Source organism: Allopseudospirillum japonicum, from assembly GCF_900108915.1.
Taxonomy (GTDB): domain Bacteria; phylum Pseudomonadota; class Gammaproteobacteria; order Pseudomonadales; family Halomonadaceae; genus Pseudospirillum; species Pseudospirillum japonicum.
In genome coordinates this window covers 1-14,946 of record NZ_FNYH01000004.1, presented here as the reverse complement: position 1 = coordinate 14,946, position 14,946 = coordinate 1, and the positions used below count along the sequence as shown (strand labels likewise).

Genomic DNA, 14,946 nt, shown 5'->3' with positions numbered 1-14,946 from the left:
GCTAGATTCTAGCCTTTCGTATTCCAAATAAGCCTTCCTATTTTAGCCTTTGACGCCCAGGGCGAGCGTATCGATGCCTGAAGAAACACCTTACTCTCAACACAGTGCTACGCATCTGATTTTCGTCGCTCTTCCGCTCTTATTTGAACGTCATTTACCGACGGATATTTCTTTACAAAAAGCCCTGCATTTGTTGCGCCAAGGTTTATTTTTCTCTCATCAACTTGAATTAAGTCGTCCTTCTTATCAAATTCATCCCGAAGATAAAAGCCTCATTTACCCGATTCACTTAGACCCTGAGCATAGAGCTTTAGTCCTAACGTTAAACCCAGATATTCGTTTGGAAGCTTGTCGCGCGCTGGGCTTTAATAGTTTTGAAGAATATCGGCGCTGCGAGGATTTATTTTTACAAGGGGCTGCTGATCAATTAGGCCGTTTATTGCGGCATGCACATTTACGCACTGATAGTTTTTATCAAGATGATCAATTTTTTTCGGTGATTTTTGACACGATTCCAGATGCTGTCACCATTACCCGCTTAAGCGATGGATGTTATATCGAAGTCAATCGTGCTTTTTGTGAATACACTGGATATTTACGTGAGGAGGCTTTGGGGCGCACACCCGCCGAGCTACAAATCTGGGCAGACCCACATTTTCGCGAAACCTTGCGTACTCAGCTTACCTTACACAATAAAGTCACAGGGCTAGAAACTCGTTATCGTAACCGCCAAGGTCAGCTACGTGCGGTACTCGTTTCTGCAACCTGCATTCCTATTCGCGGCGAATTATGCATGGTCGGTGGGTTTCGTGATATTAGTGACCGCAAGCACTTAGAAGAGCGCTTAAGCCATATCGCAGAACATAATCATGTGACAGGCTTGGTTAATCGACATTATTTACAGCGTCAAGGCGACACTTGGCGGGCACGTTGGCACGAATATGGCATTCGAGTTGCTTATATTTATCTCGATTTAGATCGTTTTAAAAATATTAATCACAGCTTTGGCTATGGGTACGGTGATTTATTATTGCAGGCCGTTGCACAACGATTATTAGAATCTTTTCCTGAAGAAATTCTTGTCACCCATCTTGCTGCTGACGAATTTTTACTTTTAGTGCCTTTTACTGAGAAAGAAAGTATTCAAAAAACACTCGATTTTTTGCGTACTTTATTTGTCCGTCCATTTCAACTGCGTGATCGGCGTTTATACATTACGGCCAGTTCAGGTGTCATCGAAGATGCCACTTATACAGATTTTGATTTAGAAGCCCTTATTCAAAAAGCGCATAGTGCATTAAATCAAGCCAAACGTTTAGGCTCACAACAATGTGCTTTTTACACCCCAGTACTTGATCAACATACGAGCGCACGCTTACAACTTGAAGGCGAACTCAGAGAAGCACTCGATAACGAAGAATTTTTCTTGGTTTATCAGCCACAAATTGATATGCGCTTACAACAAATCACAGGGGTAGAGGCTTTAATCCGCTGGCAACACCCTAAGCGTGGCTTGGTCTCACCAGCACAATTTATTCCTGTCGCCCAGGAAACCGGCTTAATTATTGAAATCGGTGCTTGGGTTTTGCAAACTGCCTGCCATCAAATGCGCCAGTGGCAACAACAAGGAGTCGCGATTCCCAAGGTAGCCGTCAATGTTTCTGGTGTACAAATTGAGGCAGGGACTTTATTAGCTACCTTAGATAGTGCATTACAACAAAACCAGCTTGATCCTAGCCTTTTAGAATTAGAAATTTCTGAGGACTTTTTTATTCATCAAGCAGATACCGTTTTACAGACATTAACGAGTATTCGTGAACAGGGAGTAAAACTTTCTATTGATGATTTTGGTACAGGGTATTCCTCTTTAAGCCAAATACATCGTTTGCCCTTAGATATTTTAAAAATTGATAAAAGTTTTATTGACCAACTTGCCCACCAAGATACTGCGATTGTGCAAGCTATTATTGGTATGGCAAAAGCTTTGGATTTAGAAATCATTGCCGAAGGCGTAGAAACAGCACAACAAGCAGGTGCCTTATTAGATATGGGATGCTCACAAGCCCAAGGCTATTTATATAGTCCACCACTGCCTTTAGAGGCTTTAGCGGACTTTATTAAACAGCGCAGTTTTCACGTATTATAGGAAAGAGCCCCCACTTCTTAGAGCAGGGACTTCAGGGCATTAGGCTTGTAATTCTTGCTCGGTAAAGATCCCTTCAAATAACACACTAGACAAGTAACGCTCGCCAGAATCAGGCAAGATAACCACTAAGGTTTTGTCTTTGAACTCGTCCAATTCGCTTAAGCGTAATGTCGCCGCCAGCGCAGCACCACAGGATATCCCACACAAAATCCCTTCTTTGAGCATGAGTTGACGTGCCTGAGCAATTGCCTCTTCATTACTCACAGCTTCCACACGATCGACCAAACTTAAATCCAAGTTTTTAGGAATAAAGTTGGCTCCTATACCTTGAATTTTATGAGGTGCGGGTGTGATCTTCTCGCCACGCAACGCTTGCCCAATAATGGCAGAATCTTGCGGCTCAACAGCCACACTCGTAATTGCTTTATGCTGTTTTAAGTAACGCGAGACACCACTTAAAGTGCCGCCTGTGCCTACGCCGGCGACAAAGACATCCACTTCGCCTTGGGTATCTTGCCAAATTTCTGGACCTGTCGTTTGTTCATGAATCGCAGGATTGGCAGGATTCTCAAATTGTTGTGGCATAAAATAACGTTCTGGGTCCGCTTGCGCCAGCTCGCGTGCTTTATCCACCGCACCTTGCATTCCTTTCGCTGGCTCGGTCAAAATAATATTGGCACCCAAAGCCTTCATCACTTTACGACGCTCTAGGCTCATAGAAGCTGGCATAGTTAAAATCACTGGATAACCGCGTGCAGCACCCACAAAACACAAGGCAATACCTGTATTGCCTGAGGTGGGTTCAATAATTTCCATCCCTGCCTTGAGCACACCACGCTGTTCTGCATCCCAAATCATATTGGCGCCAATACGGCATTTCACTGAAAAAGCAGGGTTGCGGCTTTCAATTTTAGCGAAGATTTTTTTACCAGGCGCAATGCGTGACAGATGCACTAAAGGGGTACGGCCTATAGTTAAGGAATTATCGGCAAAGATGCTCATGCTTACTCCTAAAATGACGGCGAAATGAACCAAGGTCGACAGCGTGGAAACCTAGTATAAAAGTCAGGCTTACAAAAAACTAGCTATAAGCATTGGGTTTTTTATTCCTTTTGTCAATTAAACTCCAAGAATATCGTCTAAATCACCACCGGGAAGTGGCGTGACTTGCTCATAATTATCCAAAACGTCCCGTGCCATACGCCGCCCTAATTCGATTAATTCAGGCGCTTTATGAAACTCATAACCCGCACATACAGTTTTAGGAATTTCCACTACGATATCTGGGGGATAACCTGCCATCTTATATTGTGCTAACGCCGCTTGGGTGATCTCAAAGGATTGCAACATTAAATCCAACTTACTCCAGTTCATTTCCGATCCTAGCGGGGTTTGCTCCTCTGTTTTGATTTCTTTTAAGACCTCATTCGAGGCTTGCTTATTTAATAGCTGTCCCGCTAACCCCTGTACCCGTTTTACCCATTCACTTAATCCCTTAGCTGGCTGCTGCATATCTGGGGTTCTGTGGCGTTTAATCCAATCTGGCATGAGTTCATTTAAAGTCGCACGTCCTTTTTGTGCGGTTACATTCACTGCGAGAATTAAATCCGCATGACTTGATACGGTAGGAATAATAGGTAGGGGGTTCACTAAACCGCCATCGACTAAAATACGATTCCCCGCATGTACTGGGGTGATCACCCCAGGTACAGCAATTGAAGCACGAATGGCAGTTTCTAAACTGCCTTCTTGAAACCAGACCTCTTTTTGCTCTAATAAATCAGTCGCCACGGTTGTAAACGCGATGGGTAAATCTTCGATACGCATTCCAGCTAATAAATCACTAATCACCTCCATCACACGTTCACCGCGCATCGCCCCCATAGGACTCCAAGTGATATCCACTAAACGCAATACATCCAAGTAATCTAGGCGAGTGACCCACTCTTTGAAAGCTTTTAGTTGTCCAGCAGCATAAACACCGCCGACTAAAGCGCCCATAGAACACCCAGAAACACAAATAATTTCGTAGCCTCTGGCTTCTAACTCTTCAATCACACCAATGTGCGCATAGCCACGCGCACCCCCACTTCCCAAAACTAAAGCGACTGTCTTATTTGTTTGCATCTTGAAGATCCTTAAAGGATGATAGACCCACTTAATTTTGTATTAAGCTACCTTTGAGCATACATAAGACACATATCAAGAGTGAATACCGGGACAGGTCAGAATGATGCAAATAAGCCTTGGACGCAGATGGCAACCCCTTGCGCTGACACTTTATTTAGCCGATTTGGGCGAGATTTTTCCCGGACGGCAGCAAGACTGGATTTTGATCAGCGTATTGACCTTGATAAGTACACCTGCACTCGCATTTACACCGCCGAGCTTGCATACATCGCCTCAGCTAGTGAGCTTTGAGCAATATGAGCTTGCAGAACCTTTAGAAAAACTAAAAAATCAGCTCAAACAAAATATTAGCAACCAAGAGGGGCAGGTTTCTTTAGTTTTGGACCCGCAAACACAAGGGACCGCTTTGCTTGTAGAAATGCATTCTGCACCTTATGCACGTCTAGTACCTCAAGCCAGTCAAATGGCACTTAAACCTGTGTTACAGCCACAAACTAGCCAAGTTTTAATTGGCTATGATGCCAAGCGTCAGGGTTTTTTAGTCCATTTAGATCCTGAACACTTCCCCAAGCAAAGCACACCTGCTCCCTTATTTATTCATGCCTTAGCGGCCCACTTTGTGGGCGAAAATTTCCGCCCCTTATTGTTAGATAGCCCACAATTAGTGTTAGCCATTAAATATTTACGTGTAACGCAGCAATCACTAGCAACGCCTTTGATCTTGCGGCAAAGCTGGCAAGACAGCTTAACCGGAGAATTAATGGTAGATTCGGAGGGGCGTTTACATACTCAGTTGCGTCCGCAAGATTACCCTTTATATACACCTGATTTACATACAGAACCCAGCTTACCTTTACTTGAGCCACGTTATTATCTTGAACAAGCCTTATCTTGGGATAAACCTGAGCAGGTGTATCGTTATTATCCGCAACCTCAAGGGATTTTATGTGTCCAAGCGCAAACAGGCGCACAGGAGGAAACCCCTGTCACCTTTATCACCTGGGCACAATTAATGCAGGTGTTAGAACCTGCACAAGACTACGACTTAGGTCCAAGACCTGAAGGGTAAGCAGATATCTTATTGATATTTTTATGCTTAATTTTGATCCGTGACAGGCAAACCTTGCTTGGTCATCTGCTAAAATCAGCGTATAATTCGATCAAATCAGTGCTTGTTAATATATTAGCTAATGTGCTTGTTCGAGCTGACCCTCTAACAAGCTAAGCGAAATCCACGCCGCATCTAATCAGCTCTCATTCAGAAGAGTCGCGGTTTGGGAAAAACTCCAAAGGCTACTGACCTAGCCTTAAGACTTGATGATGAGGAATCAAACCATGGCCAATAAAAGCCGTCGTAATTTCATGAAAGCAGGTTTATTAGGTTTAGCTGCGCTGCCTTTCGGTATGGGCGTAATGAGCCGCGAAGCTTTCGCTGCCACCTTACCTGAGCTGCCAGAAGATCACCCACAGGCTAAAGCACTGCACTATGTCGTCGACGCAACGACTTCTACTCATGCAAAATATGCTGCAGGCCAAACCTGTGAAAACTGCATGTTCTTCAAAGCAGACAACAATGGTTGTGCGCTTTTCCCACAGAACTCGGTTGCACCTGCTGGCTGGTGTCAATCTTGGACCAAAAAACCAGGCTGATTTATTCCCGCCTTGGTCAATAAGAAAACCCCGCATTTGCGGGGTTTTTTGGTTTCTCGGTTAAGCATCAATACGCTTGTACTTAATGCGGTGCGGTGTATCATCACCCACCCGCTTTTTGTGGTCTTCTTCGTATTCGCTGTAGTTACCTTCGAAAAACACCACTTTAGAATCTCCCTCATAGGCAAGAATGTGGGTCGCGATCCGATCAAGGAACCAACGATCGTGCGAAATCACCATGGCACAACCGGGGAAACTTAACAAAGCTTCTTCCAAAGCACGCAAGGTTTCAATATCCAAGTCGTTGGAAGGCTCATCCAAAAGCAACAAGTTAGCCGCTTGTTTAAGTACCATGGCCAAATGCAAACGGCCGCGCTCCCCACCGGAAAGCTCTCCCACACGTTTTTGCTGATCTTGGCCTTTGAAGTTAAAACGCCCAACATAGGCACGCGAAGGCACTTCATAACTGCCAATACGCAAAATATCTTGGCCTTCGGACACAGCTTCCCAAACACTCTGGTTGCCATCAAGCCCATCACGTAACTGATCTACAAAAGCCATTTGTACGGTTTCACCAATCACGACTTGGCCTTGGTCTGGCTGCTCAACCCCTGCAATCAATTTAAACAGGGTCGATTTACCCGCACCATTACCCCCAACAATCCCGACAATCGCCCCTTTAGGTAGACTGAAAGAAAGATCTTCAAACAGAACACGACCATCAAAACTTTTACTTACTTGATTAAACTCCACCACTTTATCGCCAAGACGCGGGCCAGGTGGAATATAAATTTCGTTAGTTTCATTACGTGTTTGATAATCTTGCGATTGCAATTCTTCAAACTGCTTCAAGCGGGCTTTTGATTTTGCTTGACGTCCTTTCGGATTCTGGCGAACCCATTCTAACTCCTGCTTGATCGTTTTCTGACGTGCCACTTCAGATTTAGCTTCTTGCTCTAAGCGCTGCTCTTTTTGCTCCAACCAAGACGAGTAGTTTCCTTGCCAAGGAATTCCTTGACCACGGTCGAGCTCTAAAATCCAACCCGCCACATTATCCAAGAAGTAACGATCGTGAGTAATGGCGACCACAGTGCCTGGATATTCATGCAGAAAGCGCTCTAACCAAGCCACAGATTCCGCATCCAAGTGGTTGGTTGGCTCATCCAGTAACAGCATATCTGGGCTAGAAAGTAACAAACGGCACAGGGCAACCCGGCGTTTTTCCCCGCCCGATAAATGCTCTACTTTCGCATCCCAAGGGGGTAAGCGTAATGCCTCTGCAGCAACCTCTAACTTGCGTTCTAGGTTGTGCGCATCTGCCGCTTGAATAATGTTTTCTAAACGCGCCTGTTCAGCGGCTAAGGCATCAAAATCTGCGTCTGGATCTGCATAGGCTGTGTACACTTCATCTAAACGTGCTTGCGCTTCTTTAATGCCAGAAACGGCTTCTTCAACAATTTCACGCACTTGTTTTTGCGGATCAAGTTGAGGTTCTTGTGGTAAATAGCCAATATTAATCCCTGACATAGGGCGAGCTTCACCATTATATTCTTGGTCAACGCCTGCCATAATGCGTAATAAAGTCGATTTACCCGCACCGTTGAGGCCTAGAACCCCAATTTTTGCGCCTGGAAAGAAGGATAAGGAAATATCCTTTAAGATTTCACGTTTCGGGGGCACCACCTTGCCCACACGATTCATTGTAAATACATATTGAGCCATGCGTTCACCCATTTATCATTTTGGTCAAAGGTCAAAAGAGCCTATTTGCTCAGGGTATAGATGGCGCAGATCATAGACATTTCCTCAAGGGAATGCCAGTGAGCACCTTAGCAAGTTGAAAAAAACTCGTGTTATTTGCACTTTCTTTTCATTATGCCTTGCCGACTTGAGTAGGGTAGAATAAAGAATCTTTATCTTTGCTTCGCTAGTACTTATCTGGCGACTGATGCTTTTATCTTTATCCCCGTAATTCGAGGCCCGCTTTTATGTTTACACCTGATATGCGCGTTGCTGACTTTGATCCTGAGGTTTGGGCAGCGATGGAAGCTGAAGCTCAACGTCAAGAAGATCACATCGAGCTGATCGCCTCTGAAAACTACACTAGTCCACGTGTCCTCCAAGCCCAAGGTAGCGTACTGACCAATAAATACGCAGAAGGTTATCCTTACAAGCGTTACTATGGCGGCTGTGAGCACGTCGATGTGGTGGAGCAATTAGCCATTGATCGTGCAAAAGAATTATTTGGCGCGGCTTATGCCAACGTACAACCACACTCTGGTTCACAAGCCAACAGTGCAGTTTACATGGCACTTTTACAACCAGGTGATACTGTATTAGGGATGAGCCTTGCGGATGGTGGTCACCTCACGCATGGTGCTAAACCTAATTTCTCCGGCAAAATTTATCATGCTGTTCAGTACGGTTTAAATCCTGAAACCGGCGAAATTGATTACGCCGAAGTTGAACGCTTAGCAAAAGAACATCAGCCTAAAATGATTCTGGCTGGTTTTTCTGCTTACTCGCGGATTGTTGATTGGGCAAAATTCCGTGAGATTGCAGATCAAGTCGGCGCTTATCTATTTGTTGATATGGCACACATTGCCGGCCTGGTGGCAGCGGGTGTTTATCCCTCACCTATGCCTTATGCAGATGTCGTCACCACGACCACACATAAAACCTTACGCGGCCCTCGTGGCGGTTTGATTTTGGCAAAAGATGATCCTGAGCTACACAAAAAGCTCAACTCTGCAGTTTTCCCTGGTGGGCAGGGCGGTCCTTTAATGCATGTGATTGCTGCAAAGGCCATTTGTTTTAAAGAAGCCATGGGTGAAGACTTCAAAACGTACCAAGCACAAGTAGTGAAAAATGCGCGTGCGATGGCCAGCGTGATGATGGACCGTGGTTATGATGTGGTTTCCCAAGGCACAGATGATCACCTCTTCTTGCTTTCTTTGATCCGTCAAGGGATTACAGGGAAGGATGCCGATGCAGCGCTGGGTCGTGCCCATATCACAGTGAACAAAAATGCTGTGCCAAATGATCCACAAAGCCCCTTTGTCACTTCAGGTCTGCGCATTGGTACCCCTGCGGTTACAACCCGTGGATTCACGGAAGTAGAGTGTCGCGAACTTGCCACTTGGATTTGTGATATTCTCGACGATATTCACAATGAAGAAACCATTGAACGTGTCAAAGCACAAGCTTCTGCCTTGTGTGCGCGTTTCCCTGTGTATGCGAACTAACCATTCCCTGCTATTTTTAGCATTTAGGTAATCATTAAGGATGTCCTTTGCGGGCATCCTTTTATTTATGGGGCCAAGCGATGACAAATCCCTTATCTTCCCTTCCTTTATTAACCTGTGCCGAAGCAGATTACCCCCTGATCTGTGAAACCGACCTACCCAAAGCAAGCCACGTACTAGACACTTGTCACTTGTATTGTCCCGAGCCCATTATGCTTTTACATCAAGCTGTGCGCGCTTTAGATAGTCAAAGCATTTTGCATGTCATAGCAACCGATCCGGCCACGCAAAGAGATATTCCCAAGTTTTGCACTTTTTTGCGGTATCCTTTGTTGCATCAAGGGCAGGATGATCAAAACCAATATCATTATCTCCTCAGCCTGACCAAGCAAACTTAAAGTTATAATAAAATATTTTTAAATACTTTGACGAAATAAGAAGAAGCAGGTTAACTAGCTGCGTTTTTTAGTGCTTTTTGTTGATCAACTCGGCCGCTTTTGCAGACTTAAAAACCTTGCCAAGCACACAGAGTTATTCGCTTTTGTATGATGGGGTTCACCAGCATGACACCGAAACGCCTGACACATTTGAAACAGCTTGAAGCTGAATCAATCCATATCATCCGCGAGGTTGCCGCCGAGTTTGATAATCCGGTGATGCTTTATTCCATCGGTAAAGACTCTTCTGTCATGCTGCACCTTGCACGCAAGGCCTTTTTCCCAGGGCGTCCACCGTTTCCTTTAATGCACATAGATACTACGTGGAAATTCCGTGAAATGATCACCTTCCGTGATCGTATGGCGCAAGAAGCCGGTATGGACTTAATAGTGCATACCAACCAAGAAGGCGTGGATGCCGGTATTAACCCTTTTGAACATGGCGGCAAATATACCGACATCATGAAAACAGAAAGCTTAAAACAAGCTTTAAATCATTATAAATTTGATGCTGCCTTTGGTGGTGCACGTCGTGATGAAGAAAAATCACGTGCCAAAGAACGTGTTTATTCTTTCCGTGATAAATTCCATCGTTGGGACCCTAAAAACCAACGTCCTGAACTTTGGAATCTTTATAATAGCCGTGTCAATCAAGGGGAATCTATTCGTGTCTTTCCTTTATCTAACTGGACGGAATTAGATATTTGGCAATATATTTATTTAGAAAACATCCCCATTGTTCCCCTTTATTTAGCAGCAAAACGCCCTATTGTAGAGCGTGATGGCATGCTAATTATGATTGATGATGAGCGCATGCCATTAAATGCAGGTGAAACCCCAGAATATAAAGAAGTCCGCTTTAGAACATTAGGCTGTTATCCTTTAACAGGGGCGGTAGAATCCAGTGCAAATACCTTGCCTGAGATAATTCAAGAAATGCTAGTTGCACGAACGTCTGAACGTTCAGGCCGTGCTATAGATCATGATCAAGCTGGATCTATGGAAAAGAAAAAGCGTGAAGGTTATTTCTAACTCATATTTATAAAGGCTTCTATCATGCATACTTCAAGCACTCAAATTACGCCTGAGACTATCCAAGCTTATTTGCAGCAACATGAGCAAAAAGACTTATTACGTTTTATTACTTGTGGCAGTGTCGATGATGGCAAATCAACCCTGATCGGGCGCTTATTACATGATTCTAAAATGATCTATGAAGATCAACTTGCAGCAGTCACTGCAGACAGTAAAAAGGTTGGTACCACAGGCGAAGCACCTGATTTAGCCTTACTGGTTGATGGACTCCAATCAGAACGCGAACAAGGTATTACCATTGATGTTGCTTATCGCTATTTTTCTACAGATAAGCGTAAATTTATTATTGCAGATACTCCAGGGCATGAGCAATACACTCGCAATATGGCTACAGGTGCCTCAACCGCACAATTGGCTATCTTATTAATTGATGCACGTTACGGTGTGCAAACGCAAACTAGACGCCATAGTTTCATTTGTTCCCTACTAGGCATTAAACACTTTGTGATTGCCATTAACAAAATGGATTTAGTTGATTACAGTGAACAAACCTTTGCGCAAATTAAAACAGATTATTTAACTTTTGCTCAAGATTTAGGTGTACAAGATATTCAATTTGTACCTATTTCTGCCCTAGCAGGTGATAACGTCGTTCACCCAAGCGCGCATATGCCTTGGTATCAAGGTAACACCCTAATGTCTTGGCTCGAAGAAGTCGAAATTGCTAAAGATATCAACTATGATGCAGTGCGTTTCCCCGTACAGTATGTTAATCGACCACATTTAAATTTCCGTGGCTACTGTGGTACTCTAGCTTCCGGAAGCCTCAATGTTGGCCAGAAAATCAAAGTGTTACCTTCAGGAAAAACGTCTACAATTAAATCTATTATTACTTATGAAGGTGAGCTAGAAACAGCTTATGCAGGTCAAGCGATTACCCTAACATTAAATGATGAGATAGATATTTCCCGAGGGGATTTAATTCTTGCTGCTGAGCAAGACACTCATTTATCTCAGCACCTGCAGGCACACCTTGTATGGATGCATGAAACCCCCTTACAAATTGGCAAGCAATATCATATTAAGTTAGGTACACAGTTTACTTCTGCTTATGTAACCCATATTGACTATCAAGTAGATATTAACACCCTAGCAAAAGAAGCCAGCGATCACTTATCTCTCAATGGTATTGCTTTATGTCGATTAGAATTAACAATGCCTGTTGCTTTTGATACCTATGAAGCTTGCCCACACACGGGAAGTTTTATTCTCATTGATCGTCTCTCTAACTTGACGCTAGCAGCTGGTATGATTACTCAGAATCTAGATAAATTACAAGAAGAGACAAGCCATTCCAGCTTTGAACTAGAACTTAATGCACTTATCCGTAAACACTTCCCCCATTGGCAAGCTAAAGATATTAGCCAACTGATTAAAAGTTAAAACGTATTTTTTAAACGCCTGTGTTGACGTTGGCTCAATACAGGTGTTAAATTCTGAGTTATATTAGCCTGCTTCTCTAGTAAAGCTTCTATATTGATAGGGTATTGACGATACAAACGAAAAAACTCACTACGCGAGAATTCTTGTAATATTTTCTGGCTATAAGCCACTTTTCTATTTTTTCTCAAATCGAAACCTTTATAACCTAAAACTTGTAAACAGTGTTCACATATTTTCAATGATGCTGTACGTGTCTCTTGTTTTATCAAAGGCAAATCACCTTCGCGTTTAGTGCTAATATAAACATATTCATGTTGTTTTAATTTTTGACACTGTGCTAAATGGTAAACAGATGATTCTGGAAGGTATAAAATCACTCTAGTATTTTTAAATGCCCAAGTAGAATCTGCCAAAGGCACCAAATTTCTAATTGAGACTTTCTTCCCCTGTAATTCTAATAAAGACCTTTCTTGACCAGTCAGATGATACTTTGGGTTAAAGAGCTTAAAATAACCATACCTAGAGGTTCCCATCTTTTTCCTCAGCTGATTAAAAGCTTCATCCTCCAAGAAATTAGGTAATTTCATTTAAGTCCCTCGTTCCAAAATAGCACGTATCCTCGCATCAGCATCTGTACGCAAACGAAATTCTACTCGGCGTGAACGTTCAGAATCTTCTTGTCCCTGAGTATCCAAGATGAGCTTAGAAGAAGAAAGTCCATTTGCAGTTACATGGTCTAATAACCAAATTTTTTGATTAAATACGGCTTGCAAACTTAATAAATAAGCTAATGTAGAACGTGTACGTGCTTGTGATAAACGCATATTATTAATATAGGCTTCGTCTTCATTAACAGCATTAGTCCAATCACTTGATGTATGACCTTCAATACGTACTTCAGCAATTTCGTTACGATAAGCATCTGAGGTAATTATTTTTGTATAACGTGGAAAAAAATCCTGTAATATTAATTTAAAACTAGATTTAAGCTCTGCTGAGCCAACTTCAAATAAAATATCTGTATTGTAAAACTGTAAGGATAGATCTTTCTTTAATTCAGCACCCCAACGAGGCAAATCTTTTTCAAACTCTTTCAATAAATCTTGATACAGATTCTCACGAAGATCAATATAAAGCTCAGCCACTTCCTTTATTTTTTGTGATTCTTTTTGCACAATCACCATAAAAATAACAGATAATAATAAAAACACCATCATAAGTGCTGCCATTAAATCACTTACGGAAATCCAATGAGCACCATCTTCTGCTGTGCTTTGGGTTTCTTCTTCATCTTGCGAGTACATAAATAACCTACTATCAAGAATCTTTAGATGGATTAATTTGTTCCGCTAAACTTACTACATCTCTTAGCTTATCTGTCAAGGGCATATAATCATTCACAAATTTCTCCGATAAAGCCGCCAATTGAAAGCCAAAACTTTGTAATGAGTGGGTTAGCTCATACTCTAAAGCTTGATCCATTCTTGTAAGTTGTTGTTCATTACGGTCTAACATTTTAATAAGTAAATTTTTCTGTTTATCTTGTAAAGTTTCAATATTAATACTCATATCCTGAGTCACCTGAATCACTGTTTTTTCAATATGCTTACCTGTCTTTAATAAAAGATCATTCATTTGTTGATGACTTATTTGAATACCTTGCGCGAGTTCTTCTGTCAAAGCAAATACACGCCCCTCTAAAGCAGGTAAGCCATCAGAAGCTTTACTTACAAGCTTTGCTAAACCTTCTAAGTAAGCACCCAAGGCATTAGATTGTTGCTGTAAACCTTGCATCACATCTCCTAAAGAAGCCGAAACTTGATTAAAGGCCTGTGTATGCTCTACCATGGTTTTATAAGCTTCTGTTGCTTTATCTAGAACTTTGCCATTAGCTTCTTGCTCGCGAATTAACTTATTCAATTCTTCTTTATAGCTTTGTTGCCATACAAGCATCGACTCTACAGCAGAATTAAGATGTTTAAAATTTTCGCCATACTCAACTTTAATTTTTTCATTAAATTCTATTAACAAGGATTTAAGTGCTTCCTGTAATGCCTGTGTATTTTTTTGTGCGACTTCGCTCTGGTACTGCAAAATGTCAGTTTGTTGTTTATTAAGAGTCTTTGTTAATTCCTGAAGATTTTTATCAAAGCTTACTTGTGTGCTCTGCATTTGCGCGCCTAGCTGGCTCAAATTCGATTTATCTAGCAACATGCGTATATCCCCCAACAAAGTTGCTACATCATCAAGAGTTGCACCTGTTACTTTTTTTGTACCATCTAAACCACGCACATGGTTCAGCACATGACGTAATTTAATTGTCATTGCACCAATTAAACCTACGATAGAAGACCAAAAAGCCGTTTTTAAACCTTCTATTAATCCGGGAACACTAGCTTCTATATCTGCGCTATTAAAGTCCATTAGCCCTAAAGCAACACCTAAAAAAGTGCCTAAAATACCTAAACTTGTTAAAATAGAGGGCGCTGTATTTACTGTACGCAATGAATAAACAGGTCCGTGAAAATATAAGGTTAAAATAATAATTAGCCCAGAAAATATTTGGGTCAGAGGTGATAAAGCGTTTAAGAATTCCATAGCCTGACCTTAAAAATTTAAATTAGTACCCCAGAAAATTTTATCTTGTTAATCTAAAACATCTTAACATGGACACTCTCTAACAGGGATAATTTTACATGTTTGACAGCTTACTTTAAGCACAAAAAAACCCCCAAGCAGGTGCTTGAGGGTTTTTCTATTAGGTGCTTGACGATAACCTACTTTCACATGGGGAGACCCCACACTATCATCGGCGCGACGCGGTTTCACTGCTGAGTTCGGCATGGATTCAGGTGGTTCA

General features: G+C 42.3%; 13 protein-coding genes and 1 rRNA gene. 7 read left to right on the top strand and 7 right to left on the bottom strand.

Going from position 1 to position 14,946, the window contains the following annotated elements:
* Positions 1 to 73 precede the first annotated feature (73 nt).
* Positions 74 to 2,146, top strand: a complete 2,073-nt coding sequence (locus BMX05_RS05100; protein WP_093308896.1) for a putative bifunctional diguanylate cyclase/phosphodiesterase — start codon at positions 74 to 76, stop codon at positions 2,144 to 2,146.
* A gap of 39 nt (positions 2,147 to 2,185) precedes the next feature.
* Here BMX05_RS05100 and cysK read toward each other — a convergent pair whose 3' ends face one another.
* Together cysK and BMX05_RS05090 are read right to left on the bottom strand one after the other, a co-directional pair.
* Positions 2,186 to 3,148 (bottom strand): cysteine synthase A, encoded by a 963-nt coding sequence (gene cysK / locus BMX05_RS05095; RefSeq protein ID WP_093308895.1) that lies wholly within the window; start codon positions 3,146 to 3,148, stop codon positions 2,186 to 2,188.
* Between the two features lie 117 nt (positions 3,149 to 3,265).
* The gene (locus BMX05_RS05090; RefSeq protein ID WP_093308894.1) at positions 3,266 to 4,273 is read right to left on the bottom strand and encodes a patatin-like phospholipase family protein; all 1,008 of its coding nucleotides are present in this window, start codon (positions 4,271 to 4,273) and stop codon (positions 3,266 to 3,268) included.
* A 103-nt stretch (positions 4,274 to 4,376) separates the two neighbouring features.
* On the opposite strand from BMX05_RS05090, the gene BMX05_RS05085 reads away from it, so the two are divergent.
* Entirely contained in the window at positions 4,377 to 5,345 is a 969-nt protein-coding gene (locus BMX05_RS05085) for a hypothetical protein (RefSeq protein ID WP_093308893.1), read from the top strand.
* Between the two features lie 266 nt (positions 5,346 to 5,611).
* Positions 5,612 to 5,926: a high-potential iron-sulfur protein gene (locus BMX05_RS05080; protein WP_093308892.1), complete on the top strand. Its 315-nt coding sequence runs from the start codon at positions 5,612 to 5,614 to the stop codon at positions 5,924 to 5,926.
* 60 nt (positions 5,927 to 5,986) lie between these two features.
* On the opposite strand, the gene ettA is transcribed toward BMX05_RS05080, so the two are convergent.
* Positions 5,987 to 7,648, bottom strand: coding sequence for an energy-dependent translational throttle protein EttA (gene ettA / locus BMX05_RS05075; protein WP_093309059.1), 1,662 nt, complete (start codon positions 7,646 to 7,648; stop codon positions 5,987 to 5,989).
* A 266-nt stretch (positions 7,649 to 7,914) separates the two neighbouring features.
* Here ettA and glyA point away from each other — a divergent pair, with 266 nt between their 5' ends.
* The 4 genes from glyA (at position 7,915) to cysN (ending at position 12,086) form a co-directional block, all read left to right on the top strand.
* The gene (gene glyA / locus BMX05_RS05070) at positions 7,915 to 9,171 is read left to right on the top strand and encodes a serine hydroxymethyltransferase (RefSeq protein WP_093308891.1); all 1,257 of its coding nucleotides are present in this window, start codon (positions 7,915 to 7,917) and stop codon (positions 9,169 to 9,171) included.
* Positions 9,172 to 9,251: 80 nt separating this feature from the next.
* Positions 9,252 to 9,569 carry a sulfurtransferase TusA gene (tusA, locus tag BMX05_RS05065; protein WP_093309058.1) on the top strand — a complete coding sequence of 106 codons (318 nt, stop codon included), beginning with the start codon at positions 9,252 to 9,254 and terminating at the stop codon, positions 9,567 to 9,569.
* Positions 9,570 to 9,734: 165 nt separating this feature from the next.
* On the top strand, positions 9,735 to 10,640 hold the full coding sequence (gene cysD, locus BMX05_RS05060; protein WP_093308890.1) for a sulfate adenylyltransferase subunit CysD: 906 nt from the start codon (positions 9,735 to 9,737) through the stop codon (positions 10,638 to 10,640).
* 24 nt (positions 10,641 to 10,664) lie between these two features.
* Positions 10,665 to 12,086, top strand: coding sequence for a sulfate adenylyltransferase subunit CysN (gene cysN / locus BMX05_RS05055; protein ID WP_093308889.1), 1,422 nt, complete (start codon positions 10,665 to 10,667; stop codon positions 12,084 to 12,086).
* Here cysN and BMX05_RS05050 read toward each other — a convergent pair.
* The 4 genes from BMX05_RS05050 to rrf all read right to left on the bottom strand — a co-directional run.
* Positions 12,083 to 12,673 carry a hypothetical protein gene (locus BMX05_RS05050; RefSeq protein WP_093308888.1) on the bottom strand — a complete coding sequence of 197 codons (591 nt, stop codon included), beginning with the start codon at positions 12,671 to 12,673 and terminating at the stop codon, positions 12,083 to 12,085. The two genes, cysN and BMX05_RS05050, sit on opposite strands and share 4 nt — an antisense overlap.
* Positions 12,674 to 13,390 (bottom strand): OmpA family protein, encoded by a 717-nt coding sequence (locus BMX05_RS05045; protein ID WP_093308887.1) that lies wholly within the window; start codon positions 13,388 to 13,390, stop codon positions 12,674 to 12,676.
* A 13-nt stretch (positions 13,391 to 13,403) separates the two neighbouring features.
* Positions 13,404 to 14,684: a hypothetical protein gene (locus BMX05_RS05040; RefSeq protein ID WP_093308886.1), complete on the bottom strand. Its 1,281-nt coding sequence runs from the start codon at positions 14,682 to 14,684 to the stop codon at positions 13,404 to 13,406.
* A 166-nt stretch (positions 14,685 to 14,850) separates the two neighbouring features.
* Positions 14,851 to 14,946: ribosomal RNA gene (rrf, locus tag BMX05_RS05035) — 5S ribosomal RNA — on the bottom strand; the annotation flags it as partial.